This window comes from Nonomuraea sp. NPDC026600 (genome assembly GCF_040638335.1).
Classification (GTDB): Bacteria; Actinomycetota; Actinomycetes; order Streptosporangiales; family Streptosporangiaceae; genus Nonomuraea.
The window spans coordinates 394,215-419,907 of record NZ_JBEZYD010000005.1 but is presented as its reverse complement, the minus strand read 5'-3'; the positions used below and the strand labels follow the sequence as shown (position 1 = coordinate 419,907).

Sequence of the window (25,693 nt, the reverse complement as noted above, 5' to 3'; positions counted from 1 at the left end):
TGGGACTCATCTCGTACTTCAGCCGAAGTGCGCCCGGGTCTCGGCGAAGGCCAGGTCGGTTCCCTCCAGGGCCCGTGCCACGTCCTCCTCCGTGTGCGCCGCCGACATGAACCAGTTGTGCCACGGGTGGATGTACACGCCGTGCCGCAGGCAGGCGTCGCTCCAGTACAGGGCGGTCGACAGGTCGGCGTCGCCGTCGAAGCTCAGCCACGGGATGGTCACCGGCCCGGTCTGGTTCACCACGAACCCGTGCGCCTTGGCCTGCCCATACAGCCCCTCACGCAACAGTGTCCCGGCCCGCTCCATGACCGCGATGCCCTCGGTGTCGCGCAGCGTCTCGATCGTCGCCTTCGCCGCCGCCATCGCCATCGCCGAGAACCAGAACGATCCCGTCGAATACAGCGACTGAGCCGGCCCGCGCAACGCGTCCGTGCCGGTCACGGCGGCTATCGGGTAACCGTTCGCCATGGCCTTGGACCACGCCGTCAGGTCCGGCCGTACGCCATACGGCTCCCACGAGCCCCGCAGGTCGATCCTGAACCCCGCCCGCACGTCGTCGATCACCAGCGCGGCCCCGATCCGGTCGGCCAGCGCCCGCGCGGCCCGCGCGAAAGCAGGCTCTACCAGTTCCTGATCCTCGAAGGAGTCGTGTTTGAACGGCGTCACGATGATCGCCGCGACATCCCCCTCGACCGTGGCCGCCGCGGCCTCCAGCGACTCGATCGAGTTGTAGTCGAACTCCACCAGGTCGGCCCGCTCGTTCGGCGTCGTCCCGGCGAGCGACGGGGTGCACCAGGGATCGGCTCCGTGGTAGGCGCCGTGGGCCATCAGCACCTTCGTCCGGCCGGTGGCGGCTCGGGCGACCATGAGCGCCTGCGTGGTGGCGTCGGTGCCGTTCTTGGAGAACATCGCCCAGTCGGCGCTGGGCACGGTGTCGACCAGCAGTTCGGCCAGCTCGACCATGACCGCGCCCGGCCCGTTGAGACAGTCGCCGAGAGCGAGCTGCCGCGCGGCCGCCTCCTCCACGCGCGGATGCCGGTGCCCGAGCACGACCGGGCCCCAACTACACATGAAGTCGATGTACTCGCGGCCGTCCACATCCCACTGCCGGCAGCCTTCGCCCCGCTCGAAGAACTGCGGGTATCCGGGGGCGAAGATCGCCGCGTTGAGGTGCCCGTACATCCCGCCGGGCACGACCTTCAACGCCCGCTGACGAAGTTCAGCGTCTGTCATCTGAAATCCCTCTCTCCAAGTTCAATACGCCGGGGTTGAGCCCGGCCGGGGCTGCGCGGCCGGAGTCCGGTACGACCGGGGCTCGGGGCGTCCAAGGTCCGGGGTCCGAGCCTCCGGGCGTGTGGGGGTCAGGGGCGGCCGGAGTCCGGTACGACCGGAGTTCGGCGCGGCCGGCGTCGTGGTCACGTCAGGAGGGCGAGGGTGGATTCGAGGTCGGTGAGGCCGGCGTCCGAGCCGAGCCCGGTGGCGACTCGGGCGGCGGCGGCCGTGCCCCAGCGGGCTGCGCCCAGTACGTCCTGCCCGTGCAGCAGACCGGTGATGAACCCGGCACAGTACGCGTCCCCGCAGCCAGTCGTGTCGCTGACCTCGACCTTGAGCGCGGGCACCTGCTCGATCCCCGCCTCGGTCACCACCAGGCTCCCCGCGCCTCCCATGGTGACGAGCACTCCTCGCGGCCCTTCCGCCAGCAACGCCATCGCCGCCGCCGACACCTCCGCGATCGACCCTCCGGTGGCGTCTCCGGTTGGCGAATCGCCGCCCGGAGCGGGGGCATCCCCCGCCGGGCCGCCAGTGGTGAGGCCGGCTGCCATGAGAAGGGCCTGGGAGCCGTTCGGGAGCACATAGTCCACATGCGGGAGGAACGCCCGTGCCATCCCCAGCAGGTCCGGCATCTCGGACAGCAGGTCCATCGTCACGATCACCCCGTCCGCCCGGAGCGAGTCCAGCAGCGCGAAGAACGCCGGATCCCCCAGCCCGAACGTCACGTCCATCCCACCCAGGTGGACGGCCCGAACCTCACGCAGCCGCGCCACGTCCAGGTCCGACGACGTGACCCCGAGGTTCGCGCCGGGGACGTGGAAGCTGGGGCGGCCGCCGTCGGGTCGGATCGGGAGGATCGAGGCCGCCGTCTGTTCTCCGGCCTTGCGGGTGAGCCGGGAGACGTCCACGCCGCGCTTGGTCATCACCGCCACCAGGAAGTCGCCGAGTTCGTCGTCTCCGATCGCACCCATGGAGACGACCTCGTTGCCCAGTTTGACCAGGTCGACCGCCGTCCCGGCCGCGGACCCCGCGGCGGTCAGCCGGATCTGGTCCACCAGGGCGGTGTCCTGCCCTTCCGGGATGTATGAGACGGGCCTGGCGAGGATATCGACGATGTGCACGCCGACAGTGGCGACGGTGGGGGCGGTCATGGGTCTAAATAGACAGACGTCCGAATAAAAAGTCAATATGCTCGGGACAGCACACGAAGGGGGCCGCCGGATGCCGAAGATCGTTGACCATGACGAACGCAGGCGCGAGGTGCTCTCAGCCGCCCGCCGGGTGATCGTCAGGGACGGCATCGACGCCGCCACGACCCGCGCCATCGCCAAAGAGGCGGGCTACTCCAACGGCGTGCTGGCGCACTACTTCGCCGACAAGGACGAGATCCTGCTGTCGGCACTGCGCCAGTCGCACCAGCGCATCCGCGAGCGGCTGACGCGCAAGATCGAGGGCGCCACCGGCCTCGCCGCACTGCGCGAACTGCTGCTGGACAACCTCCCCCTCGACGCGGAACGTACTCAGGAGACGCGTCTGGAGGTCAGCTTCTGGAGCCGCAGCCTGGCCTCGGACCACCTCGCCGAGGTCCAGCGGGCCGAGGCCGCCGAACTCCGCACCGCCGTGCGGAGGCTGCTCGGCGAGGCGCGGGCGGCGGGAGAGCTCACCACCGGCGAGAACCTCGACGACGTCGCCGAGCGCCTCCTGGCGCTGGTCGACGGGCTCAGCCTGCACCTGCTGCTCTATCCCGACCGGCTGGCCCGCGTGGACCTGGAGCGCCTGATGCTCTCCGCCCTCGACCGTCTGTGATCTCTTTCAACGACATTTCATCCTGTACGGCAAGCCGCCCCACCCGATTCAGCCCTCGCCCTCGGTCAGAGGCTCAATGTGAATGCCCCCAGTTCTTCCATTTGCCGGAGGAATGGTTCGGCCGGGAAGGCCTCCGCCGCGCTGAGGACGCCGGTCTTCTGTGGCCCTTCGCCCCTGGTCAGGCGGATCGCCGCCGCCACCGAGGCCAGGGCGCCGACCCACCAGATGTCGCTCCCCCGCACGTGACCGTTGCGCCCGCCGCCGCCCGGTGAGGTGATCTGGACCGCGATCATGAAGTCGGTCCTGGCCCGGTCGGCGGGCGTGGCGTCCTGGCTGGTGAAGATCTGCTCCTCCTCGAACGTACTGGCCGTGAGCTGCGACTCCACCACCCTGGCGGGGACGTGCCGGGGGATCGTGACCACCTCGCCCGAAGGGAAGGGGGCGATCATCGTGCGCGGTCCGAGCGGCGGCGGGAACGGGAAGACCGTGTTGCGGATCTCCACGGGGCCGACCCGCTGGGCGCCGTCGGCGAACGTCACGCGGTCGATCTCGCCGATCAGCAGTTCGGCGGTCTTCACGGCCGCGGGAGTCATCCGCCAGCCCGTCACCGAGTAGCCGACCGTCACCCGGTCGACGCCGGGCAGCCCGTCGGCCACGGCGGCGGCGAGCAGGTCGGCGAGGCCGCCGTAGAAGCTCATCTGCGGGATCATCACGATCCCCGCCTGCTGGGCCGGGGCCTGAACGGTGTCGAACAGGTACTTCACCGGATGCGGCTCGATGGCGTGGTCGATGTAGTGGCAGCCTGCCGCGACGGCCGCGGTGGCGATCGGCTCGCAGGTCCGGGTGAACGGCCCGGCGCAGTGGATCAGCACGGCGGCGCTCTCGGCCAGCTCGCGCAGGGCCGGCGGGTCGTCGAGGGCGGCCGGATGGGTCCGTACCCGACCGGGGGCGTTCAGTTCGTCCGCGAGCGAGCGCAGGGCCTCCGCGTTGCGCCCGGCCAGCACGATCTCCTGGCCTCGCGAGAGAAGTTCGGTGGCGACCAGGCGGCCGGTGTGCCCGTTTGCTCCGTAGACGGCGATGAGCGGTGCCTTCATGACCAGCTCTCTTCCATACCAAGGGTATGCAACATTTCGAATATAGGTTCGGACACCGCTGTCGTCAATGGCCTTAAAAAGGGATCAGGCGGGCGGGCGATCCTCAGCGTGGCGAACCTGGACACCGGGATCGGCGCACCGTTGACAATGAGGCTGATTCCGGCGAACTCACCTCGCTGCGGCGCCCTCACAGGCCACCAGCGCCGGCTGACCCATCACAACGGCAACGCGGCCATGAAGGTCATGCTGGCCGCCATTCCGGCCGAGCACAGATCCTGGCCGATCACCCTTCGCTTCCCGCCCCGCTCGGGCAGAACGCGGATGAGCCGGGCGCAGGTCCAGACCAACCCGATGACCAGGCCCACCGTCGCCGGCGAACCGCCTGCATGCGCGTGCCCAGCGGGAGTGCCACCGAGAGGAGGTCCGCCGAACGCCGTCAACACCAAGAGAACGGACATGACCACGAAGTCCTGGATGTGATGACCGCTCTCCGCGCGGCGGGACGGGGAGCCGCACAGCCAGCCGGCGGCCAGCAACGCGAGCACCCCGACCAAGAGGAACAACCCGCCCAGATGCCCGGCCGCCATACCGAGCGCCATGACGACGTGCGGCCACCTCCGGGTGAGCCGTACAGAGGGCAACAGGGCCGGCACGAGGGCCAGGACACAGCCGACCGATATTCCCACCGCGTGGAGGAGGGTCATGATGCACTCCTTGCCCCCGTCGGATCCGCAGTCCGTCAGGGCGTCGCCGCGGCCGGTGGTGCGGTGTGCAGAGGGCATGTGGACGCGGTCCAGCCGTCCGGCATCGGGCCGAGGTCGTCGTCGCGGCCGGCCCGCAGGCGCGGCCATTGGGCGGTCGGGCGGCCGTCCTGCTGGAACTGGCCGCCCTTGGAGCCCCAGCGCTGGGGCCAGCCGTCCGGCGAGTCCTCCCAGTCTTCTTGCCGGCCGTAGATGGTGCGATCCAGCAGTCCGTACGACGGTGCCATCGCTTCGTTGCCGCGGCTGGTGGTCCAGTAGGTCTCATACGCCTGGTCACCGTCGCGCAGATAGCAGGCCAGGATGCCGAAGTGCCGGCCGGCGATCAGCCGGTCCACGGACTCGGACGGCACCGAGTACCAGGGAACGGGGTAGCCCATGAAGTCGCGGTAGCGCGAGGCCTCCTCGTAGGACCCCTTGGCCAAGACCGCGTAGCTGACGTCGCGGGAGTGCAGGTAGGCCAGCTCGGTGACGTGGGAGGTGCTGAAGGTGCAGCCCTCGCACTGCTCGGCGGCGGGCCGGCCGGGGTGCCACATGTGGAAGTAGGCGACCAGCTGGGACCGGCCGGCGAACAAGTCGATCAACGGCACCGTCCCGTCCGCCCCGATCAGCGGGGTCTGTGGATCGACCTGGACCATCGGCAGGCGGCGGCGGGCGGCGGCGATGGCGTCGCCCTCGCGCGTGTGGGCCTTTTCCCGGGCCCGGAGCCGATCCAGTTCGGCCTGGAACGCGGCCCGGTCGGCGACCGGGGGCTTGGCCGCGTAGCTGATCGGTGAAACATGGGGTTCGGTCATGGTGAAATCCTTTTCTTGTCGATCCGGACCGGTTCTGCGTGGAGAACGTCCTTCGTAATCGCTACGTGGCCGCGCGCTGGTGACGAAGTGGCCGCAACGCCTGGCCCCAGGCGATCACCTGATCCAGCATGGTGGTGAGCGCGTCCTCCTGCTGGGCCGCCGGTTTGAAGACGCCGCAGTTCTCGAAGTCGGTGAGCAACGAGAGCGTGACCCGGGTGCAGTTGGGGTCTTACTTGTCGGCTGGCGCGTACACCAGTTCGAGGATTCCGGACGGGAAGGCCGTGCTTTTCACCAAGCGCAGGTTCACGGGCTGATCCAGCTCGGGGAACAGCGGCGCGCCCTTGCCGGTGACGGCGGGCAGCACCCACAGCCGGTACTCGTCGACCACGCCGAGCTTGATCAGGGAGTGCATGAACTCGGTGCCGCCGGCGGCGACGAGGTCCTTGCCGGGCTCGGCCTTGAGCTTGGCGATCTCCTCCGCCGTGTCACCGCCGGCGATCCGGGTCTCGGGCCAGTCGTCGGCCGATTTCAGGGTGCGGGAGAAGACGACCTTGGGGATGTCGTTCATGGCCTTGGCGGACGGGTGGTCGGAGGTGGGCCAGTATCCGGCCATGCTCTCGTAGCTGTTCCGGCCCATGAGGAAGGCGCCAGCCTCCCACAGCCGGCTGACAAAGTACTCCTCCTGCTCGGGGTCGTCGATGCTCATCATGACGTCCCGGATTCCGTTGTCGCCGTCAGCGCTCTTACCGTCGAGCGAGACGTAAAAACCCAGAATCAACTTCCGCATCCGGTGCCTCCATTTGTTTCTTCCCGCGCCGGGACGGTCCCCAGCACAGGCCCAACGCCCCTAGGTGGGCGCCTGAATGATTTCCCCGAGATTTCGATCAAACCGACCGCCGTATCAGGGACACCGCGTTCCCCGCGAAAGTCGGTCGTGCGTGTCACCCGGGGTTACGTGAGTCCGATCCTCCACGTGAGACCTCGGAGCAAACAGATGTAAATGTCACACGACGGGTGATGAGTTTCGCCACAGGGCCGCGGCCCTTCGGGATCGCCGGTGGTGCGGTGGCCCGGCCTAGTGCTGCGTTCCGAAAAGCATGTGGAATTGTCCTCTGGCCAGGAGACTTGAGCAGGCGGATTGTCATGGCAGGAGGGTTTGCGCCATGCCAAAGCTGCTGTTCGCGCGGGCCCCGCGCGACGAAAAGGAAGAACGCGATGTCCGCCGGTTGGCCGGTGCCCGGCACGCTCCCGGCGATTGGATTCAGCGCGCCCGGATCCGGGCCGTGAGGAGTTCACTCAACGTGCACGGCCTGCGGTCAGAGCGGTCAGAGCCAGCCCGCGTCGCGGGAGATGCGGATGGCGTCGATGCGGTTGCGCCCACCGACCTTGCCGATCGCGTTGGACAGGTAGTTGCGCACAGTGGCCTGCGACAGCGACAGGTGGACGGCGATCTCGGCGATGCTGATGCCCGTACCGGCGGCGCGCAGTACGTCGGTCTCCCTGGCGGTGAGCGGGCTGCTGCCGGTCTCGAGCGCGGCGGCGACGAGCTCGGGGTCGATCACCCGCTCGCCGCGGGCGATGCGGCGGATCCCGTCGGTGAGGGTCTGGGCCGGGGCGTCCTTGACGATGAACCCCCTCACGTGGACCTTCAGCGCGCGCAGCAGGTTGCCGGGTTGGCTGAGCCCGGTGAGCACGAGGGTGCGGCAGCCGGGCAGGCGCTCGAAGAGCTGCTCGGCGGCCGACAGCCCGTCCAGGCCGGGCATGTCGATGTCGAGCACCGCGACGTCGGGACGTACCCGCAGGGCGGCGGCCAGCACCTCGTCGCCGCGCTCGATCTCGGCGACGACCTCCATGTCGTCCTCCAGCGACAGCAAGGCGACCAGGGCGGACCTGATCATGTGCATGTCCTCGGCGATGAGTACGCGGATCACAGGGCTTCCTCTGGGACTTCGACCGACAGCCGGAAGCGACCGTTGTGGACGGCGGTGGCGGAGGTGCCGGACACGGCGCGGGCCCGCTCGCCCACCCCCGCGAGCCCCGAGCCGGGAGCCGCGACGCCCCGCACGCCGTCGTTGACGATCTCCAACCGTACCGTCCCGTTGTGCCGGGACAGGGTGATGGAGCAGGTCTGGGCCTCGCTGTGGCGCAGCAGGTTGGTGGTGCCCTCGCGGATCGCCCACGCCAGCGCGTTCTGCGCGGGGCCGGGCAGCGGCGGCAGGTCGGCCACGTCGAGCTCGGTGTCCACCCCGGCCGCGCCGAGCAGGGCCGCGGCACCCTCGATCTCGGTACGCAGCGAAACGGCGTGCTCGTCGCGGGCGATCGCACGTACGCCCCGCAGTGCCTCACGCGCCACCCCGGTCAGGCTCTCGACCTCGCCGCGGGCGGCGGCGGCGTCCTTGGCCAGCAGTCGCAGCGCCAGGTCACCCTTGAGCGAGATCGCCGACAGGCTCTGCCCGAGCAGGTCGTGCAGGTCGCGCGAGACCCGGACGCGTTCCTCGCCGACCGCCGCGGCGGCCAGCTCGGTGCGAGTGGCGTACAGCTCGTTCACCAGCCGGACCAGCCGGGCGCCGCCGACCAGCGCGGCGGCGAACAGGGGCCAGACGACCGCAGCGTAGATCATCATGGTGACGATCTCCAGGAGCGAGGCTCCCATGACCGACTTGAGCTCGAACGTCACCGGGACCAGCATCTGCGCGGCGCACACCGGCCACGCCGTCCGCGGGCGCAGCAACATCACCGTCGAGGCGAGGGCCAAGATGCCCATGGCCTCCCAGTTCGCGCCGATCCAGATCACCGGCACGTACGCGAGCAGCAGCAACGCCGCGTAGCTCCAGCGCCAGCCCGCGGGACGCTCGCCCCGGGCGGCGGCGAGGCTGTGCCGTAGCTGGAGCGCGCCCACCGCGGCGGCCGCCGGGATCATGATGAGCGGGGCAGAGGGCCGGCCCTCCATGCCGATGATCGAGTAGACCGGTGCCTGCACGGTCAGCGGCACGTGCAGCGCGACCAGCGGCCAGTGCGGGCGCCGCAGCACCCACGCGGGCAGGATCGACGGGGTCGTCGACCGGGTCATGGACGGGGTCATGACGCCACCTCGACGATCTCGGCGGCCTGGTCCGCGCGTAATTCCAGCCGCACCCGGCCATCCAGGGAGGTCACCGTGATCGTGCAGGCCCGCACCGCGTGGTCGCGCAGCAGGCGCGTGATGGCCGCACGCAGGGCGGCCCGCGACGGCTGGGCGATGGTGTCGGGCAGGCCGCTGCGTGGAAGGTCCAGGCGCGTGGCGATGCCCGCCGCGGACAGTAGCGCGGCGGCGGTCTCCAGTTCGGCGCGCAGCGACGGCTGCCGGTAACCGCGCACGCGCCGCCTCGTCTCGGCGAGCGCGCGCCTGGAGTCGGCGGACAGCCCGGTCAGCTCGTCCGCCAACTCGGCGGGTTCTGCCGGCTCCGCGGGTTCTCTCGGCTCTGCGGGTTCTCTCGGCTCTGCGGCTGCTGGTGGCTCACTCTGGGCGAGGCGGCTGCCGAGCCGATGGCCACGGTCGGCGATGGACTCCAGCGCGGCGCCGACCGTGCGGCGCAGCTCGGCGTCGATCCTGCGGCGCTCCTGCGCGACCGCCTGCTGGGCCAGCGCCTCCCTGGCCGTACGCAATCGGGCCAGCGCCGCCGGGAGCCAGACCAGCAGCAGCAACGCCATGCTGCCGCATACCACCGAGAGCACCAGCCACGGCGCGGTGTCCCAGGGCGTCCCCAGCGCGTGGCCCACCGGGGCCACCGCTACCACTACCGCCGCATAGACGACGTACGACCACGGGCCGGGCAGCACCAGCATCGCCGACACGATGAGAGCCGTGTAAGACCGCACCCACATGGCCCCGGCCAAGGGCGTGGCGACGAGAATGACGACGGCCATCCCCGCCAGCGTCCAGTGGCCGGACGGCGGCCGGACCCCGCGCGCGGCGTACCAGACGTGCCGCAGGTGCAGCGGGAGGTACACCGTGGTCGCCGCCAGGCTCCACAGCCCGGTCCGCAGATCGCTGCCGCCGTAGCCGAACGCCAGCGCCACCTGCACCAACGGCAGCGCGGCGCTGTAGCCGACCGCCCCCAGCGGGGCCAGCAGAAGCATGCGCTCGGAGCGCCGGAACTCCGCCAATCCGCCCACCACCCGCTCTTCGGTACCGGCTGACCAGGGTAGGCGTCCTGGCCGCGTGGTGGTGCCGGCCGTCGGCGGCCGCCTGGTCGGTGCGAGCGAAAGGGTCATGCGCGGGTCTCGCCTTCCTGCCGCCGGAGGCGTGGACGGGGCGATCTCCACCCTGCACTGGCGGGCCGCCGCGCAACAGATTCAAATGTCACAGGCCCGCCAGGAGTTTTCTCCGACGACATGCCCCGGGCAATGGCGAACACCACCGGCGATCGTCCACATCGGCATCTGCCGCTCCCGTCATGTTCACCGTCGTGGGCTCGTCGGCCGGTTTCTTGCCGCAAGTCGGACGACCGACTACATTGCCCGCCATGAGCCTCCGCGAGCAGCTGTGCGAGTACGGACGGAGAGCCGTCGAGCAGGGCCTGGTCATCGGCACGTCGGGCAACCTGAGCGTCCGTCAGGGCGAACTGGTCGCGGTCACCCCGTCCGGAGTCGCGCTCGACCGGCTGACGCCTGAGATGTGCCCGATCGTGGACATCGAGGGCTACCTGGTCGAAGGCGATCTGCAGCCGTCCTCCGAGACCCCGATGCATCTGGCCGTCTACGAGACCACCGCCGCGCAGGCCATCGTTCACACGCACTCGGTGTTCGGGACGGTGGTGGCCACCACGATGACCGAGCTGCCGGCGGTCCACTACAACGCGCTGCTGCTGGGCGGGGTGGTGCGGGTGGCCGAGTACGCGACGTACGGGACGCCGGAGCTGGCGGCCAACGTACGGGCGGCGCTGGAGGGCAGGCAGGCGGCGCTCATGGCCAACCACGGCGGCGTCACCATCGGCGCCACGCTGGAACAGGCCTTCGAGGCCACCCGGCTGCTGGAATGGCTGTGTGAGGTGTATGTGCGGGGGCTGAGCGTCGGCAAGCCCACGATCCTGACCGACGAGCAGCTCGCGGCCGTGGTCGACCGCGCGCTCAACCCCCCGGCCTTCCCCCGCCGCACGCCGTGACGAGCCAGACGAGCTACAGGTGCGCCGCCTGTTCCGCCAGTCCCAGCGGCAGCCCGCCCGAGCCCGCGATCTTGTCATGGAACGACTTCAGCGACCCCTCGTACGACTCCCTGATCCGGTCGATCTCGATCGCCCCCGTCAGGTACGACGGCGCCTGCGTGGGCCAGGCGCAGTACCGGCTGACCTCCCCCTGCGCCGTCCCGGGAGACAGCGACGCCTTCGTCGCCATGAACGTCTCCGCCTCCTCGATCGACATGTCCTCGCAGTGCAGCGCCGTGTCCACCACGATGCGGGCCGCGCGGAACATGCGGCAGTCCAGGTGCGCCAGCTCGGTGGCGAGCGTGTCGAAGTAGCCCTGCTCGTGCAGCAGCTTCTCGACGTAGAGGGCCCAGCCCTCGGTGAAGTACGGGGTGCGGAACACGTTGCGCACGGTCCGGGTGTTGCTCGCCATGTGCGACAGGTGCCAGTGGTGGCCGGGGTAGGCCTCGTGGACGGCGATCGACGGCATCTGGGCCCGCGAGTTCGTCCGCAGGCGCTGCCGTACCTGCTCCTCGGTGAAGTCGTCGGGCGTGTACGGCACGAAGAACACGCCGGTGCGCGAGCTGCTCAGCGGCGGCGGCGCCAGGTAGTGGGCGACGGCGAGGATCGGCCGGGTGTATTCGGCCGAGGGCAGCACCAGGCACTCCTCCCCCTCGGGGAAGGTCACCAGGTCGCGCTCCCTGACGAACTCGCGGGCCCGCCGGGTCTCGGCCTCGTACTCGGTCCGCATGTCGGCCAGCGTGGCGGGATGGTCGTCCATCAGGGACTCCATCGCGGCCCGCCAGTCCTCGGTGCCGTCGAGCCTCATGGTGACCTCGCGCATCCGCGCGTCCAGCGACGCCCAGGCCGCCTCGCCCTTGCGGTGCAGCTCGTCGGCGCCGTACCCGAGCAGCTCGCGCTCGCGCAGCAGCGTGGAGTAGAGCGGCTCGCCCATCCGCCAGGTGCCGCCGCACGCGAACCCATCGAGGAAGGTGACGAACGCGTCGAACGCGCGGGCGGCCGGTTCGGCGGCGTCCGCGAGCTTCGCGCGTAGTTCGAGGTCCGTCACCATCGACGGGACGGTTCTGGTGAGGAAGTTGCGTCCGGTGCGGGCCTGTCCGAGCGCGCGCTGGACCAGCAGCGGCGCGGCGAGATCGGGGTCGAGGTTGGTACGGCAGGCGGCCAGCACGTCCGGCACCTCGGCCAGCCGGGAGACGGCGGCGGACACCAGCTCGGGTTCGGGCTTGAGCCGCTGCTGGAACGGCGTGAACATGGAGGTGAAGATCGCCGACAGGTAGGCGGCCGGGTCGCGCCGCCAGTCCGGCCAGGATGCCAGGGCGATGGAGCCCCTTAACTGCGACAGGACGAGATCCCTGTCGATGGCGTCGTCCGGCGTCGCGGTCTCCAGCCTGGAGAGCCGGTCCAGCCAGAGGATCTCTTCCCGCTCGCGGGCGGCGAAGGCGGCGGCGGTGAAGTCGCCGAGCGTGTGATCGTAGCCGTCGGCTCCCAGGTAGCTGGCGACGACGGGACGACCAGAAAAGTACCACTTGAGAAAATCGTCCACGTTCGCACAATATCCTGGGCTTTATGCCACTTCAGATCACCGGCGCGCTCGGGGACCCCGACCTGATCCGCCTGCCATGGGATGTCCCTCTCGCCGACTGGCCGGCGCATCATCTGGTCGATCTCCCGCGCGGTATCTCGCGGCACGTGGTGCGCTTCGTCAGGCTGTCCGGCAAGGTGTACGCGATCAAGGAGATCAGCGAGCGGTACGCCAAGCGGGAGTACCAGCTGCTGTGGGACCTGGCCAGGCACGACGCACCGTCGGTCGAGCCGATCGCCTACGTCACCGGCCGGGACGAGGGACTCGACGCGGCGCTGATCACCCGGCATCTGCAGTTCTCGCTCCCGTACCGCGCGGTCATGTCGGGGACGCTGCGGCCCGACACGCTCACCCGGCTGCTGGACGCCCTGGCCGTGCTGCTGGTGCGGCTGCACCTGATGGGTTTCTACTGGGGCGACTGCTCGCTGTCGAACACGCTGTTCCGCAGGGACGCGGGCGCGTTCGCCGCCTACCTGGTGGACGCGGAGACCGGCGAGATGCACCCGATGATCAGTGAGGGCCAGCGGCTCGCCGACATCGACGCCGCGCACACGAACATCTTCGGCGAGATGCTCGACCTGGAGGCCGGCGAGCTGCTGCACCCGTCGATCGACCCGATGGACACCGCCGAGGACATCGTGACCCGCTACCACCGGCTGTGGAACGAGATCACCCAGGACGAGATCATCGAGGAGGTCGACTGGCACCGGGTGGAGCAGCGGATCAGGCGGCTCAACCTGCTGGGCTTCGATGTGGCCGAGATGATGGTCCGCCGCAAGGTCGGCACCGGGCGGCTCATCGTGCGGCCCAAGGTGGTCGACTCGGGGCACCACCAGCGGCGGCTGCTCCGGCTCACCGGCCTCGACGTCGAGGAGAACCAGGCCAGGCGGCTGCTGAACGACCTCGACGGGTACCGGGTCGCCAAGGGTCTGCGGCACGAGGACGAGGCCATCGTGGCGCACCGGTGGCTGGCCGAGGTGTTCCAGCCGACGGTCCAGGGCATTCCGGCCCGGCTGCGCGGGAAGCTGGAGCCCGCGCAGCTGTTCCACGAGGTGCTGGACCACCGGTGGTACCTGTCGGAGGCGGCCGGGGCCGATGTCGGCCTCGAGGCCGCGGTGAAGTCGTACGTGGACAAGGTGCTCGTCCACAAACCCGACGAGAAGGCGCTCCTGCCCGAGGAGCCGGGCGGCCTATTCGAGGAGCCCGCCGAGCTTCAGTAGGCGACCGTGATCCGTCGGCGCGGGTGCTCGCCCTTCTCCACCTCGTCGGCGATCGCGACCGCGTAGTCCTCGGCGGAGATGCGGCTGTTGCCCTCGGCGTCCGCGAGGAGCTGGTCGCCGCCGACCCGGTAGTGGCCGGTACGCTCACCGGGCACGATCTCGGCGGCCGGGGAGACGTACGTCCAGTCGAGGTCGTCGACCTCGCGGTAGAGACGCAGGGCGGCCCGCTGCGCCAGCGCCTCCTTCTTGTACATCTCCGGGAACCCGGGCGCGTCGACCAGGTCGAGATCGGGCGCCACCTGAAGGCTGCCGGCGCCGCCGACGACGATGAGCCGCCGGACCCCGGCGGCGCGGACACCGTCGATGAGGGCGCGGTGGGCGTCGAGGAACGGCTCCTCGGGCTCGCTCCCGTCGCGGGCCGGAGCGATCGCGGAGATCACCACGTCGTGGCCGCGGGCGAGGGTGGCGGCGTCGCGCACGTCCCCCTTGACCGGCCCTGACCTGCTGACACCGGTCACCTCGTGGCCATGGTTCGCGAGTTCGGCGGCGATGCGCTGACCGACCATGCCGGTCGCGCCAAAGAGAAGGATCTTCATGTCCTCCAGAATATCCGTTGGATACTGGTTACTTCCGACGATAATGTGAATGAGATTCTTAAATGTCGTGAGCAATACCCATGAATTCAGGAAATCTCCGTCGCGGTTAGGTTTTTCTCCACCCTGGCCATAGACATCTTCAACTTCATACATATATCGCTTTATGCGATCACCACGCTGCCATCCATCGCTCCTACGCTGTCCCCGTCCTCACGACGGCGTGGGAGGGTGCACGTGCTGGGACTGGACGACTGCCTGACCGAGGTCATGGCGATACCAGGGGCATTGGACGCGATGCTCCTCGACCAGACGAGCGGCATGGCCGTGGCCGTCAGCGGCCCGCCGCAAGGTGTGGACGCCGAAAGCTCCGCCGCCGCCCTGACCGAGACGCTGCGTGCGACGATGGACGGCCTGGCCCGTTCCTGCCCCGGCGAAACGGTCCGCATTGATGACATGTTGGTCACTACCGACAAAGGCCATCATTTACTCAGGATGCTGGAAACGGTATTCGAGGGGCCGCTCATCATTTACCTGCGCCTCGACTTGGAACGGTCGAACCTCGCCCTGGCGCGCTATCGCCTGCAAGCCATCTCCAGCCAGTTGCTGACCTGAGCCATGGCACCGCTGGACACGCTCCTGGCCGGCCTCGCCCGTGAACGTTCCACGGGCGCCCTCCGCGTGGGCCGGGCCGGGACGATCTTCCTCAGCGAGGGCCGGGTCACGTACATGGAGTGCGCCCACACACCCGGCGTCGAGCGCGTGCTGGCGGCGCGGGGGCGGCTGCCGGAGGCCGCGCTGCGCCGGTTGCAGGCCGACGGGGGCTGCGCGCGACTGCTGGAAGAAGGGCCCGTCACGCTGGGCGAGCTGCAGTACTGCGTGCTCGGGGCGGTCCTGGACGCCGCGTTCTTCCTGCTGCCGGTCGGCGGGAACCGGCCGAAGTTCCGGCCCGGCGAGCAGCACTGGCTGGGCGGGCAGTGGTACTTCGACGTGGCGGGGCTGATGCGCGAGTGCGCGCGCCGCCGGGCCTATCTCGCGCAGATCTGGCCGTCGGCCCAGTTGGACACGGCTCCGGTACGGCCGGTGCCGCGGCTGCCGGGGAACGGGGTGACGCTGGACTCGGTCCAGTGGGAGGTCGTCATCGGGGCCGATGCCGAGGCGACACCGCTTGACCTGGCCAAACGGATCGGCAGGTCCGGCTATTCGGTGCTCCTGGCCGTACGGAGGATGGCCGCGGCCGGGCTGCTGGCACCACCCGGAGAGACCGCCCCCACGCACGACCCGGCCAAGGGCGCGAGCACCACGCGGGCCACCAAGGAAGGCACGGCACGGCACGCGGCAGGCGGCCCGGCGCACACCGCCACGGACGACGCGGCAGAAGCCACCGAAGACGGCGCACCGCAAGCCGCCGGGGACCGGCAGGGCGCGCTGCCGCGGCGGGTGCCCGGCACGGCCGATCAGCGGCCGGCACACGATTCCGCTGCCCCGGGCCTGCCGCTCGGCCCGCCGATCTCGGCGGACCCCACGGACCTGGCCCTGCTGATGCGCCTGAAGAAGGCACTGGAGGAGCTGACATGAGGTTCCTCCGCCCGCAAAGGAGGCCACCGGTGAAGCTGTGTGAAGAGGTGCTCAGGGAGATGGTTCTCCTGCGCGAGCGCACCCCGGACATCAGCGGGAGCGTCGCCTGCACGGTCGACGGCCTGACCATCGCCTGCGACAACGGCGGCAAAGCCAACGGCAGCAGCGAGCAGACCGCCGCGCTGTCGGCGGCGTTGCTCGCGCTGAGCAGGCGAATGACGATCATGACGTGCCAGGGCGTACTGGAGGAGACGCTCATCTCCGGCACCGCCGGCTTCGCCGCCTTCTACGCGGCGGGCCCCACCATCGTCCTCACAGTCCTGGCTGAGCCCGGCACCAATCTCGGGCTGCTCCGGCTGGAGGGGCGCAAGACGGCGGCCAGTGTGGCCGCCATCGCAGCACGGATTCACTGACCTTGAACGGAGGAAGGCATGGCCAGCATGGACGTCTCTCTCAAGGAGATGATGACGATCGACGGCTCGATCGGAGCGGCGATCGTCGACCACGGCAGCGGCATGGCTCTGGGCGCGCTCGGCGGTTCGAAGGACCTGGATCTCCAGGTCGCCGCGGCGGGTAACACGGAGGTGGTCAAGGCCAAGCTGCGCACGATGGACTCGCTGGGGCTCAAGGAATCCATCGAGGACATCCTGATCACGCTCGGCGGCCAGTACCACATCATCCGGCCGATCACCGGCCGCGGCGGCAAGGGGCTGTTCCTCTATCTCGCCCTGGACCGGGCGCGGTCCAACCTCGCGATGGCCAGGCACCAGCTACGCGGCATCGAGGAGAAGCTGGAGGTCTGAGAGACCCGGTGGCTCGCGTACGGGCGCGGCGAACGCGAGCCACCGTCCTCCAGCGATCTCCGGTACGTCACCCGGTGGTGAGCTTGGTGATGGCGTCGACGATCTCCGGCCACAGCGGTTCGGGCAGATCGTGACCCATGCCGGGGAACGTCAGCAGCCTGGCGCCCGGGATCGCCGCCGCCGTGGCCCGGCCGCCGACGACCGGGACGAGCCGGTCGGCCTCGCCGTGGATGACCAGGGCGGGCACGCCCAGCGTGCCGAGCTGTTCGGTGCGGTCACCGGAGACCAGGATCGCGGCCAGTTGCCGGGTCGTGCCCGGCGGGTCGAAGCTCCGGTCGTACGCCTGGCCGGACATCCGGACGATGCGTTCCCGGTCCAGGTCGAAGCCGGGCGAGCCGATCACCGACCAGGTCGTCAGGGCCTGGGCGAGGACGCCCGCCCGATCGGGCGCGGGCGGTGCGAGCAGCACCGCGCTGGCCTCCGGGGTGGGCGGGGCCACGTTCGGGCCGGGGGTCGACATGATCGAGGTGAGGGTCAGCACGCGTTCGGGGTGCCGGATGGCGAGCGTCTGGGCGATCATCCCGCCCATCGAGGCGCCCACCACATGGGCAGCGGTCCAGCCGAGGGCGTCCATCAGCCCGGCGGCGTCGTCGGCCATGTCGTCCAGCAAATACGACGAGGACGTCCCCAATGCGGGAACGTCCTCGTCGTGCAGGTGCGTGGAGAGACCGGAGTCACGGTTGTCGAATCTGACGACGTGATGGCCCTGCTCCGCCAGGAGCTCGCAGAGCTCGTCGTCCCAGTGGATGAGCTGGGCGCCGAGCCCCATGATGAGGAGCAGGGGACGTCCGTCGGATGAGCCGAAGGTCTCGTAGGCGATCTGGATGCCGTTGGCGACTGCATGCTTGGTCACGGGATCAGAATGACATTCTGTTTCCCGCGAAGCAAAGACCGACGGACCGTCAGCGCTGGAGGAGGAGCTTGCGGCCGACCATCACGCCGCCACCGACGATCGCCAGCCCGGCCCCCAGCACGGCGCCGTTGAGAGCGTCGCTCGACTCGGCGGCCTTCTTGTCGGACACCGGCACCGCGGGCAGGTCGGCGCCCGGAGCGGGCTTGGGGCTGACCGTCTTCGGAGCGGCGACCTGCGGGGGCTTGGCGGGGTTGTGGTCCACGCGGGCGTAGGCACCGGTCGAGTAGGCGACCGGGTAGTTCTTCTTGCCCGGGCCGTTGCCCCACTTGGTGATGATGTAGCCAACCTTGATGTGGCCCTGGCCGCCGACGCCGTCCACACCCAGCGTGCTGGAGTTGAAGCGGCCGCCGGTCAGGTCGGCGAAGGTCTTGGCGTCCAGGTCGAGCATGACACCGCTGGAGGACGGCGTGCCCGGGCCGCGGTCACCGACGAAGAAGGGCATCTTCTTGCCCTTGTAGACAACGTAGCCCTCTGTCATGAGCGGCCAGCTCGGGCTGGCGGCGAGACGCTTCTGCATGGGCTTGCCGCTGGCCGGCAAGCCGGTGTCCCCGGCGCGGCCGGAGGAGTCGTCCCAGAAGTAGGACGCCGTGGTCGAGCCCTTGAGCAGGACCTTCTTGTCAGTGCCGGAGTCGGCGTGCGCGGCCGTGGCGGCACCGATGGACAGGGCGCCGACGAGGGCGGCAGTCAGCATGGCAGAGCGAATAGACATGAAGCAGCAAAGTCCTTTATACGGGTACAGGGAGGAGAGCGCTCGCTAAAGGAGGGGCGTAGCCGGGCGGAATGCCAAACGGTCGCTACGCGACGGAGCGCGGGAAGAGCTTGGGGGATGGTGCCGGTCAGTCGTCGGCGGATGGCAACACGCGGGCGGGCGGCACAGCACGGGAGTTAAACATGCGGTAGGAGTCCTCTCCATCTCGCCTACCGGGTTAGCTGACGGGTTCGGACGTGGAGATGCCCTACCGACCGATGGTCGGATTCACCCCTAAGGAACGGTGGTTCCCCGGTTCTCGCCTGAGCGAAATTCGGCGCCTGCCGGTCGACGCCTCTCTGCTGAAGCGCCAGGTCACCGGCTGGTAACTTCCTTGGACTATATGGAGAGAATCGGACAAAGGCAAACTTAAGCCCATGAATCGGGCGAAGATCTACCTATGAGGTCAAGAAAAAGGGGGGTACGGCATGCCGTACCCCCCGAAAAGCCCTTGTCAACCGCCGCTCTTCCGCCTGAAAGAACGCTTGCTGGCGGCGGGCCCGTGAGCGCCGTGAATCTTGGAAGGGTCGTTGCCCCTGCCACCCGCGCTCGAGTCGGCGTGCTGGCCGCGCTTGCGCTCGAGCGCCTCGCGGAACTTGCGCTTCATCTCGTCCTCGGGAGTTTCGTCGACTTCCGGCTCCGGTGTTTCCGCCATGAGGACCTCCTGGTGTTGGGGACAAGGACAGCTTCGCATGACGGCGCTCAGGACGCGAAACCAGCCTCGACCTTGGGCTGTGGTGTCTCCCGGTCGATGCGCGCGCCGGGCATGGCGATCAGGGCGACCAGCGCCACGAGGGCGCCCGCGACGCCCAGCGAGGGAATGACCAGGGCCGCGGCCGAAGCGTGCGCGGCGGCCAGCCCGTGCAGCGGCGCCTCGGCGGTGATCTCGGAGGTGTACGCGGTGCCGGCCAGCGCCAGCGCGACCGAGCCGCCGATCTGGCGGAAGAACGTCAGGTTCGCCGAGGCCGTGCCGATGTACTGGGGCGGCACCGAGGACTGCACGGCCACGGTCAGGCCGGAGAGCATGGGGCCCATGCCGAGGCCGATCAGCGCCATCCACCCGACGAGCACCCAGGGCGGCGTGTCCAGCGTCAGGCCGGAGCACAGCAGCGCGCCCACGGCCAGCAGGAACGGCGCCGCCACCAGCCACGGCTTGTAGACCCGCGTCCGGCTCATCAGCGCGCCCATGAGGACACTGCCCACCACCATGGCCAGGGTCAGCGGGTAGATCCGCAGCCCCGACTCGGTCGCAGTGGCGCCGAGCGCCTCCTGGAAGTAGCGCGGCAGGAACACCACTCCGGCGAACATGCAGAAGGCGGTGAAGAACGACGTCACGTTGACCAGCGTGTACGTACGGTTGCGGAACAGGTGCAACGGCATGATGGGCGCCTCGGCCCGCCCCTCCACCACCACGAACACCACCAGCAACACCAGAGCCAGCACGATCGGCCCGACCACCGGCACGCTGGTCCAGGTGTGGGCGTCGAGCCCCTTCTCGGTCAGGCCGATGAGCAGCGCGCTGATGGCCACCGTGAACACCCCGATGCCCAGGTAGTCCGGCCGCCCGCCACCATGCCCCGCCTGGCGCGGCAGGCGCAGCACGATGATCCCGATCAGCACCAGGCCGATCGGCACGTTCACGTAGAAGGCCCAGCGCCAGCTCGCGTGGTCGGTGAAGAGCCCGCCCAGGAACGGCCCGGCGAGGTAGCTGAGCGCCATCACCCCGCCCATCGCCCCCTGCACCCGGGCCCCGCCCTTGGTCGGCGGGAACAGCTCGATCACCAGGGCGATGGACAGCGGAAGCAGCGCGCCCGCCCCCAGGCCCTGCAGCGCGCGGAACAGGATGAGCTGGGTCATGTCCTGGGCAACCCCGCACAGCGCGGACCCCACAAGGAACACGGACATGCCGATGAGCAACAGCGGCTTCCTGCCGTGCTGGTCCGACAGCCTTCCATAGAGGGGCACGGTCACGGTCGAGGTCAGCAGGTACGCCGTGACCACCCAGGTGTAGAGATCAACGCCGCCCAGCTCCGCGATGATCCGGGGCAGGGCCGTGCCGACGATGGTCTGGTCGAGCATCGCCAGGAACATGCCGCCGAGCACGGCGACCAGCAGGAGGCCATCGCCTCCGCGCTTCGTGTCAGTAGTCATATGTGGAGATTGACATGTAAGGACTGACATGTCAATCCTTTGGTATGCTGACTTACATGTCCCTACGGATCGCACTGCTCGGACTCCTCGACGCCACGGGGCCGGCCAGCGGCTACGACCTCACGAAATCGTTCGAGCGGTCGCTCAATCACGTCTGGCAGGCCGGGCACACGCAGATCTACCCGGAGCTGGTGAAGATGGCCGCCGACGGGCTGGTGGCGGTCGAGTCGGAGGGGGCACGCGGGCGGAAGCTCTACGCGATCACGCCTGAGGGCGCGAGTCAGCTCCGTTCCTGGCTGGTCGAGCGCGAACCGACCTCCGCGCCGCGCAGCGAGGTGGCGCTCCAGGCGTTCCTGCTCACGCTGCTCGACCGGGAGTCGGCGATCGCGGTGGTCGAGCGGATCAGAGCGCAGTTCGCGGAGCGGCTGACCGTCCTGGAGTGCAAACCCAAGGACACCCCGGGATTCGGCAGGTACGCGCTCCGCCTGGGTCTCGCCCAGGGCCGTGCGTCGCTCACCTGGGCCGACGAGACCCTGGCCGAGCTACGCGACGCCGTCGGACGCGACTGACCGCTGCGCCGGGGCGCGTCCGACGGCTGTCAGCGGGGCGGTCAGGCGAGAAGGGCCAGCTCATCGGCGGTGAGGACGAGGTCGGTCGCGGCGGCCGAGTCCACGATGGTCTCCGGCCTGCTGGCGCCGGGGATGGGGATCACCACCGGGCTGCGCGCCAGCTCCCAGGCGAGGCAGACCTGCTGCGGAGACACGCCCCGCTCCGCCGCCACCCTGGCGAACGCCGCGTGCTGGCCGCCCAGCTCCGACGCCGAGCTGATGCCGCCCAGCGGCGACCACGGCAGGAACGCCAGCCCCAGTTCCGCGCACACGTCGATCTCCGGCTCGCTGGACCGGAACCGCGGCGAGTACTGGTTCTGCACACTGGCCAGCCGCCCGCCGAGGATCTCGTGGGCGAGCCTGATCTGCTCCGGGTTCGCGTTGGAGATGCCGGCCATCAGGATCTTCCCGGTGTCGAGCAGGTCTCGCAGGCCGCCGATCGTCTCCTCGTACGGCACGGCGGGGTCGGGCCGGTGGTGCTGATAGAGCCCGATCGCCTCCACCCCCAGCGCCTTCAAGGAGCGGTCGCACGCCTCGGCCAGGTAGTCGGGCCGGCCGTTGACCTGCCAGCCACCGTCCACCGTGCGGGTGTGGCCGCCCTTGGTGGCCACGAGCACCCCACTGGTGTCGCCGGTCCAGCTCGTCAGGGCCTTGGCCACGATCCGCTCGTTGTGGCCCACCTGGTCGGACGACGGCGTGTAGGCGTCGGCCGTGTCGATGAGGGTGACGCCGGCGTCGAGCGCCGCGTGGATGGTCCTGATCGACTGGGCTTCGTCGGGCATGTGCCCATGTACGGACATGGGCATGGCGCCGAGCCCGATGGCGCCAACATGGGTCTGGCCGATAAGTCGCGTATTCATGCCCCTATCCTCCCCAGGTGCGGAGACGACGTCGCAGCGGGGGCCACTAGGTGCCGGTGAAGCGGATGGTCACGTGCGAGCCATCACAGAACGGCTTGTTACGCGATCTGCCGCACCTGGGACCTCAGCCGCGGACGTTCTCCGCCAGCCGGGTCAGGACCTGCTCGAACGAGGCGATCTGCTCCTCGCTGAGCCCGGCCCGCAGGCGCGCGTCGAAGGCGACCGCCACCTCGCGCAATCGGTGGAACAGCCGCTCCCCTTCCTCGGTCAGCTCCACCACGTGGACCCGCCGATTGGCGGGGTCCCGGCGGCGGGTCAGCAGCCCGCCGGTCTCCATCGCGTTGAGGTGGTGGGTCAGCGTCGCCCCCTGGATGCCCACCGCCTCGGCGAGCTCGCGCTGGTTGCCCAACTGCCGGGACTTGATCGAGATGAGGATCTGCCAGATCGGCGCCGACCCGCCGACGGCGGCGAGCGCGTCGTCGAAGGCCCGGCTCGCCGCCCTGGCGGTGTTGGTGAGCAGCAGGCCGATCGGTGTCCGAAAGGGTGGCGTCATGCCGCCCAGTTTATCAGTGGCATCTAATCGTTTGACATCTAATGCTTCGATATCTATCGTCGAGGGCATGCAACCAAACTCTTGGCTCAGTGGGAAGGTCGCGGTCGTGGCGGGAGCCAGCCGCGGCATCGGCGCCGTCACGGCTCACGCCCTGGCCCGGGCGGGCGCCGCCGTGGTGCTCGGCGCCCGCGACAAGCAGGCAGTGGAGCAGGTCGCCGCGGACATCCGCTTCGACGGCGGGCAGGCGATCGGCGTACCCCTCGATGTCGGTGACGTGGCGTCGAACGAGCAGTTCGTGCGGCAGGCGCTGGACACCTTCGGCCGGCTGGACGCGGCCTTCAACAACGCCACCGACGGGCCGATGCCCGCGCCGCTGGCCGACATCGATCCGGACGAGTTCGACCGGGGCATCCGCACGAACGTGCGCGGCACCTTCCTCGGCATGAAGTACCAGATTCCGGCCATGCTCGCCTCTGGCGGCGGCTCGATCGTCAACATGGCCTCGCTCGCCGGGATCCAGGGCCACTCCGGCCTGTCCGCGTACGTCGCGGGCAAGGCCGGGATCATCGGGCTGACGAAGGCGGCCGCGCTCGACTACGCCGACCAGGGCATCCGCGTCAACGTGGTCGCCCCCGGGCCGATCCTCACCCACCACCTGGAGGCGGCGGGCGCGGAGGCGCAGCGCCTTGCGGGGCTGTCGACGCCCATGCGGCGCATCGGCCGCTCCGACGAGGTGGCCGCGGCCGTCGTGTGGCTCTGTTCCGGCCAGTCGTCGTTCATCACCGGAGTGACGTTGCCCATCGACGGCGGGCAGGCGGCGGGCGGCAAGCCCCCGCGCATGTACCGCCCGGGCCAGCCCATGGAGCGGCAGGAGGCCTGATCATGACCATCGACCAGCAGCTCGACGAACTCGGCAAGCAGTGGATGGAGGCGGAGCGCCGCGGCGACGCCGAGGCCCTCGACGCGCTCGTCGTCACCGACTTCACGCTCGTGGGGCCGCTCGGCTTCGTGCTCGTCAAGGACCAGTGGGTGTCGCGCTACCGTGAGGGCGCCCTGGTCACGCACGAGATGAGCTGGACGGACGTGACCGTGCGGGAGTACGGCGAGACGGCCGTGGCGATCGGCGTGCTGACGCAGCGGGCCTCACACCAGGGCGCATCGGCCGACGGGCGCTTCCGCGTCACACAGATCACGGTCAGGGACGGAGATCGGCGTCTGCTGGCGGGCCTCCACTACAGCCCGATCGCCGCACCACCAGCACGCCCCTGAGGACGGGAGATCAACGGCCAGGGTCCTCGAAGAGGGTCTGGGTGGCGGCGAAGGTCTGGGCGCTCACGTCTTCCTCGGCCTGCCGGGCCGCCTCCATGAGGGCGTCGGACAGCGCCTCGGAGCCCAGCCGCATCGCGCGCGGCGCGATGCGCACGCTCGCCAGCCCCCCGCTCGGCAGGACCTCGACCGTCACCTGCCCGTCCGCCGCCACGCCGCGCCCCCTGGCCGACTCCAGACGGCGCCCCACCTCCTCGAACTGCGCCGTCTGCGCGGCGAGCTGGGCCAGCGCCCGGTCGATCTCCGGATCGCCGCTCCTGGGTATGGTCATGCCGGCTCCCTATCGGTGGAGGATGAACGCCCGGGGGGCGTGCGCCAGGGCGGATCGGAGCGACCCCTGGACGGACATGTCCCCGTTGGCGACCAGGGCGTAGAGAGTGGCCGCCGACGTGGTCCGCCGGAAGAAATTGCCCATCGGACCGGTGCCGAGCATGGTCTCGGTGAACCTGGTGGCCGGGATGAACTTACGTACGTCGCGCAGGGCCTTGATACCGCCGTCATAGGCCAGCTCGGCGACGAAGTGCTTGCCCGCGTACTCCCACAGGTTGCCCATCGGCTGGCCGGTGGCGGCGGAGCTCGCCGCGTGCACGCCGGTCTTCACCGTGGCCCACACGACCGAGTCGGCCACGGCGTCGAGCCCCTCGCGCACCGCGTACGTGCCCACGTTGAACTTGCCCACCTTCGCGGCCAGAACGGTCTTCATCAGCTTCTGGAAGATCGTCTTCTCCAGCTTGGCCCGCGCCACGAGCCACTTGAACACCCCCTCGGCCGCGATCCTGGCCCCCGGGTAGAGGTAGCCGAACATCATGGTGAACGCCATGGCGGCGAGCTGGGTGCCGATGATCATGAGCTGTTCCCGGTGTTCCTCCACCGCGTGGGCGTAGTCGTCGCAGCCGTCGGCCATCTCGTTCAGCGCCGCCACCATGGCGGCGTAGCGGGGGGCGAGCTGGTCGGGCCACACGTCCGCGAAGCGATCGACCGACCGGCTGTCGTTCGTCTCGCGCACGGCCGCGACCCCGCTCGCCGTGTGCTGCGCGAGCGTGCCGATCGCCTTGGCGAACTCACGCAGCTCCGTCGCGCGGGCCCGCAGGTTGGACACATCTGCCACCGGCACATGTACCTGGGCGAAATAGGCGAGCGCCTGGAACGGATCGAACATCAGGCACCTTCCCTGGCCGGTGGGGTCACGGGGATCGGGGCGTCGGGAAGGTCCAGGACCGCGGGCAGGGTCGCGATGATGTCCCGCTCCAGGTAATTCCAGAGTTTCGCGAAATCGCGGAGGTTACCGGCCGTCGTGAAGTTCTTGTCGGCGATGGCATTCATGTGATGGGTCAGGGCGGTGTAACCGGCGTGGTACCACTCGGCGAAATCGCGGCCCTCGTCGTCGCCGCCGACGAGGCCGGAGGTGTCCCCCAGCCTCCAGGAGTTCAGGCGGCGCTCCACGACGTCGTCGCCCAGCTTGTCGAAGAGTCCGGCCAGCTCGCGAATGGACGCCCAGTCGATCTGCACCCGGTCCGACGCGCCCGGCTGGTGGGAGGGGGTTGGGGTTGGGGTCGGGGTGTACGTCGGGGAGGGCCTCGGCGTGGGGATCGGCGTGTACGGAGGGGCGCTTGACGTCGGGCTCGACGGCGTGGGGGTGGGCGTGGAGGTGTCTGACGGAGTTGGAGTTGGGGTCGGAGTTGTCGTGTCCGACGGGGTCGGAGTTGGGGTCGGAGTTGGGGTCGGAGTTGGGGTCGGAGTTGGGGTCGGAGTTGGGGTCGGAGTTGGGGTCGGAGTTGGGGTCGGAGTTGG

At 69.7% G+C, this 25,693-nt stretch carries 31 protein-coding genes, 1 pseudogene and 1 riboswitch; of the genes and pseudogenes, 10 read left to right on the top strand and 22 right to left on the bottom strand.

What is annotated here, in order from left to right:
- Window positions 1-18: 18 nt before the first annotated feature.
- Both AB0F17_RS15015 and AB0F17_RS15010 read right to left on the bottom strand, forming a co-directional pair.
- Window positions 19-1,233 carry an aminotransferase class III-fold pyridoxal phosphate-dependent enzyme gene (locus AB0F17_RS15015; RefSeq protein ID WP_358021988.1) on the bottom strand — a complete coding sequence of 405 codons (1,215 nt, stop codon included), beginning with the start codon at window positions 1,231-1,233 and terminating at the stop codon, window positions 19-21.
- A 182-nt stretch (window positions 1,234-1,415) separates the two neighbouring features.
- A complete protein-coding gene (locus AB0F17_RS15010; RefSeq protein WP_358021985.1) occupies window positions 1,416-2,423 on the bottom strand; it encodes a carbohydrate kinase family protein in 1,008 nt (335 codons plus the stop codon).
- A 70-nt stretch (window positions 2,424-2,493) separates the two neighbouring features.
- On the opposite strand from AB0F17_RS15010, the gene AB0F17_RS15005 reads away from it, so the two are divergent.
- A complete protein-coding gene (locus AB0F17_RS15005; protein ID WP_358021982.1) occupies window positions 2,494-3,078 on the top strand; it encodes a TetR/AcrR family transcriptional regulator in 585 nt (194 codons plus the stop codon).
- A 65-nt stretch (window positions 3,079-3,143) separates the two neighbouring features.
- Here the strand turns inward: AB0F17_RS15005 and AB0F17_RS15000 are convergent, their stop codons facing one another.
- From AB0F17_RS15000 to AB0F17_RS14965, 8 genes are all read right to left on the bottom strand, one after another.
- The gene (locus tag AB0F17_RS15000) at window positions 3,144-4,172 is read right to left on the bottom strand and encodes a saccharopine dehydrogenase NADP-binding domain-containing protein (protein WP_358021980.1); all 1,029 of its coding nucleotides are present in this window, start codon (window positions 4,170-4,172) and stop codon (window positions 3,144-3,146) included.
- Between the two features lie 215 nt (window positions 4,173-4,387).
- Complete coding sequence (locus tag AB0F17_RS14995; RefSeq protein WP_358021977.1) at window positions 4,388-4,876, bottom strand: hypothetical protein; 489 nt, start codon at window positions 4,874-4,876, stop codon at window positions 4,388-4,390.
- A gap of 35 nt (window positions 4,877-4,911) precedes the next feature.
- On the bottom strand, window positions 4,912-5,724 hold the full coding sequence (locus AB0F17_RS14990) for a DUF899 family protein (RefSeq protein WP_358021974.1): 813 nt from the start codon (window positions 5,722-5,724) through the stop codon (window positions 4,912-4,914).
- A gap of 61 nt (window positions 5,725-5,785) precedes the next feature.
- Window positions 5,786-5,923, bottom strand: a complete 138-nt coding sequence (locus AB0F17_RS14985; RefSeq protein WP_358021971.1) for a hypothetical protein — start codon at window positions 5,921-5,923, stop codon at window positions 5,786-5,788.
- Between the two features lie 30 nt (window positions 5,924-5,953).
- Window positions 5,954-6,511 (bottom strand): dihydrofolate reductase family protein, encoded by a 558-nt coding sequence (locus AB0F17_RS14980; protein ID WP_358021968.1) that lies wholly within the window; start codon window positions 6,509-6,511, stop codon window positions 5,954-5,956.
- A 538-nt stretch (window positions 6,512-7,049) separates the two neighbouring features.
- Window positions 7,050-7,655, bottom strand: coding sequence for a response regulator transcription factor (locus AB0F17_RS14975; RefSeq protein WP_358021966.1), 606 nt, complete (start codon window positions 7,653-7,655; stop codon window positions 7,050-7,052).
- A complete protein-coding gene (locus tag AB0F17_RS14970) occupies window positions 7,652-8,806 on the bottom strand; it encodes a histidine kinase (protein ID WP_358021963.1) in 1,155 nt (384 codons plus the stop codon). The genes AB0F17_RS14975 and AB0F17_RS14970 overlap by 4 nt, the downstream gene beginning before the upstream one ends.
- On the bottom strand, window positions 8,803-9,978 hold the full coding sequence (locus AB0F17_RS14965; RefSeq protein WP_358021960.1) for a hypothetical protein: 1,176 nt from the start codon (window positions 9,976-9,978) through the stop codon (window positions 8,803-8,805). The genes AB0F17_RS14970 and AB0F17_RS14965 overlap by 4 nt, the downstream gene beginning before the upstream one ends.
- Before the next feature lie 251 nt (window positions 9,979-10,229).
- On the opposite strand from AB0F17_RS14965, the gene AB0F17_RS14960 reads away from it, so the two are divergent.
- Window positions 10,230-10,868 (top strand): class II aldolase/adducin family protein, encoded by a 639-nt coding sequence (locus tag AB0F17_RS14960; RefSeq protein WP_358021957.1) that lies wholly within the window; start codon window positions 10,230-10,232, stop codon window positions 10,866-10,868.
- Window positions 10,869-10,881: 13 nt separating this feature from the next.
- Here the strand turns inward: AB0F17_RS14960 and AB0F17_RS14955 are convergent, their stop codons facing one another.
- Window positions 10,882-12,450, bottom strand: coding sequence for a DUF885 domain-containing protein (locus AB0F17_RS14955; protein ID WP_358021954.1), 1,569 nt, complete (start codon window positions 12,448-12,450; stop codon window positions 10,882-10,884).
- A gap of 23 nt (window positions 12,451-12,473) precedes the next feature.
- On the opposite strand from AB0F17_RS14955, the gene AB0F17_RS14950 reads away from it, so the two are divergent.
- The gene (locus AB0F17_RS14950) at window positions 12,474-13,709 is read left to right on the top strand and encodes a DUF4032 domain-containing protein (RefSeq protein WP_358021951.1); all 1,236 of its coding nucleotides are present in this window, start codon (window positions 12,474-12,476) and stop codon (window positions 13,707-13,709) included.
- On the opposite strand, the gene AB0F17_RS14945 is transcribed toward AB0F17_RS14950, so the two are convergent.
- The gene (locus tag AB0F17_RS14945; RefSeq protein WP_358021948.1) at window positions 13,703-14,305 is read right to left on the bottom strand and encodes an NAD(P)-dependent oxidoreductase; all 603 of its coding nucleotides are present in this window, start codon (window positions 14,303-14,305) and stop codon (window positions 13,703-13,705) included. The two genes, AB0F17_RS14950 and AB0F17_RS14945, sit on opposite strands and share 7 nt — an antisense overlap.
- A gap of 234 nt (window positions 14,306-14,539) precedes the next feature.
- Here AB0F17_RS14945 and AB0F17_RS14940 point away from each other — a divergent pair, with 234 nt between their 5' ends.
- The 4 genes from AB0F17_RS14940 to AB0F17_RS14925 are packed head-to-tail and all read left to right on the top strand — an operon-like array spanning window position 14,540 to window position 16,683.
- A complete protein-coding gene (locus AB0F17_RS14940; protein ID WP_358021945.1) occupies window positions 14,540-14,917 on the top strand; it encodes a roadblock/LC7 domain-containing protein in 378 nt (125 codons plus the stop codon).
- A 3-nt stretch (window positions 14,918-14,920) separates the two neighbouring features.
- On the top strand, window positions 14,921-15,880 hold the full coding sequence (locus AB0F17_RS14935) for a hypothetical protein (RefSeq protein ID WP_358021942.1): 960 nt from the start codon (window positions 14,921-14,923) through the stop codon (window positions 15,878-15,880).
- Window positions 15,881-15,909: 29 nt separating this feature from the next.
- Window positions 15,910-16,293 carry a roadblock/LC7 domain-containing protein gene (locus AB0F17_RS14930; protein WP_358021939.1) on the top strand — a complete coding sequence of 128 codons (384 nt, stop codon included), beginning with the start codon at window positions 15,910-15,912 and terminating at the stop codon, window positions 16,291-16,293.
- Window positions 16,294-16,311: 18 nt separating this feature from the next.
- Window positions 16,312-16,683, top strand: a complete 372-nt coding sequence (locus AB0F17_RS14925; protein WP_358021936.1) for a hypothetical protein — start codon at window positions 16,312-16,314, stop codon at window positions 16,681-16,683.
- A 67-nt stretch (window positions 16,684-16,750) separates the two neighbouring features.
- Here AB0F17_RS14925 and AB0F17_RS14920 read toward each other — a convergent pair whose 3' ends face one another.
- The 4 genes from AB0F17_RS14920 to AB0F17_RS14905 form a co-directional block, all read right to left on the bottom strand.
- On the bottom strand, window positions 16,751-17,596 hold the full coding sequence (locus tag AB0F17_RS14920; protein ID WP_358021933.1) for an alpha/beta hydrolase: 846 nt from the start codon (window positions 17,594-17,596) through the stop codon (window positions 16,751-16,753).
- A gap of 49 nt (window positions 17,597-17,645) precedes the next feature.
- Window positions 17,646-18,347 (bottom strand): hypothetical protein, encoded by a 702-nt coding sequence (locus AB0F17_RS14915; RefSeq protein ID WP_358021931.1) that lies wholly within the window; start codon window positions 18,345-18,347, stop codon window positions 17,646-17,648.
- Window positions 18,348-18,556: 209 nt separating this feature from the next.
- Window positions 18,557-18,694, bottom strand: a riboswitch (cyclic di-AMP (ydaO/yuaA leader).
- A gap of 164 nt (window positions 18,695-18,858) precedes the next feature.
- The gene (locus AB0F17_RS14910) at window positions 18,859-19,059 is read right to left on the bottom strand and encodes a DUF5302 domain-containing protein (RefSeq protein ID WP_214637144.1); all 201 of its coding nucleotides are present in this window, start codon (window positions 19,057-19,059) and stop codon (window positions 18,859-18,861) included.
- Window positions 19,060-19,106: 47 nt separating this feature from the next.
- On the bottom strand, window positions 19,107-20,555 hold the full coding sequence (locus AB0F17_RS14905; RefSeq protein WP_358021928.1) for an MDR family MFS transporter: 1,449 nt from the start codon (window positions 20,553-20,555) through the stop codon (window positions 19,107-19,109).
- A 56-nt stretch (window positions 20,556-20,611) separates the two neighbouring features.
- Here AB0F17_RS14905 and AB0F17_RS14900 point away from each other — a divergent pair, with 56 nt between their 5' ends.
- A complete protein-coding gene (locus AB0F17_RS14900; RefSeq protein WP_358021926.1) occupies window positions 20,612-21,124 on the top strand; it encodes a PadR family transcriptional regulator in 513 nt (170 codons plus the stop codon).
- A gap of 41 nt (window positions 21,125-21,165) precedes the next feature.
- On the opposite strand, the gene AB0F17_RS14895 is transcribed toward AB0F17_RS14900, so the two are convergent.
- The 3 genes and pseudogenes from AB0F17_RS14895 to AB0F17_RS14885 form a co-directional block, all read right to left on the bottom strand.
- Window positions 21,166-22,023 carry an aldo/keto reductase gene (locus tag AB0F17_RS14895; RefSeq protein ID WP_358021923.1) on the bottom strand — a complete coding sequence of 286 codons (858 nt, stop codon included), beginning with the start codon at window positions 22,021-22,023 and terminating at the stop codon, window positions 21,166-21,168.
- A gap of 46 nt (window positions 22,024-22,069) precedes the next feature.
- A pseudogene (locus tag AB0F17_RS14890) lies at window positions 22,070-22,141 on the bottom strand (CDGSH iron-sulfur domain-containing protein); the annotation flags it as partial.
- A gap of 6 nt (window positions 22,142-22,147) precedes the next feature.
- On the bottom strand, window positions 22,148-22,576 hold the full coding sequence (locus AB0F17_RS14885; protein ID WP_358021920.1) for a MarR family winged helix-turn-helix transcriptional regulator: 429 nt from the start codon (window positions 22,574-22,576) through the stop codon (window positions 22,148-22,150).
- A 67-nt stretch (window positions 22,577-22,643) separates the two neighbouring features.
- Here AB0F17_RS14885 and AB0F17_RS14880 point away from each other — a divergent pair, with 67 nt between their 5' ends.
- On the top strand, window positions 22,644-23,456 hold the full coding sequence (locus AB0F17_RS14880; RefSeq protein WP_358021917.1) for a glucose 1-dehydrogenase: 813 nt from the start codon (window positions 22,644-22,646) through the stop codon (window positions 23,454-23,456).
- A 2-nt stretch (window positions 23,457-23,458) separates the two neighbouring features.
- Complete coding sequence (locus AB0F17_RS14875) at window positions 23,459-23,845, top strand: nuclear transport factor 2 family protein (protein WP_358021914.1); 387 nt, start codon at window positions 23,459-23,461, stop codon at window positions 23,843-23,845.
- 10 nt (window positions 23,846-23,855) lie between these two features.
- Here the strand turns inward: AB0F17_RS14875 and AB0F17_RS14870 are convergent, their stop codons facing one another.
- From AB0F17_RS14870 to AB0F17_RS14860, 3 genes are read right to left on the bottom strand one after another with little or no spacing between them, the layout of a single operon-like run.
- Window positions 23,856-24,173, bottom strand: coding sequence for a YbaB/EbfC family nucleoid-associated protein (locus AB0F17_RS14870; RefSeq protein WP_358021911.1), 318 nt, complete (start codon window positions 24,171-24,173; stop codon window positions 23,856-23,858).
- A 9-nt stretch (window positions 24,174-24,182) separates the two neighbouring features.
- The gene (locus AB0F17_RS14865) at window positions 24,183-25,061 is read right to left on the bottom strand and encodes a hypothetical protein (protein ID WP_358021908.1); all 879 of its coding nucleotides are present in this window, start codon (window positions 25,059-25,061) and stop codon (window positions 24,183-24,185) included.
- The gene (locus AB0F17_RS14860) at window positions 25,061-25,411 is read right to left on the bottom strand and encodes a hypothetical protein (protein ID WP_358021906.1); all 351 of its coding nucleotides are present in this window, start codon (window positions 25,409-25,411) and stop codon (window positions 25,061-25,063) included. The genes AB0F17_RS14865 and AB0F17_RS14860 overlap by 1 nt, the downstream gene beginning before the upstream one ends.
- Between the last annotated feature and the right edge of the window lie 282 nt (window positions 25,412-25,693).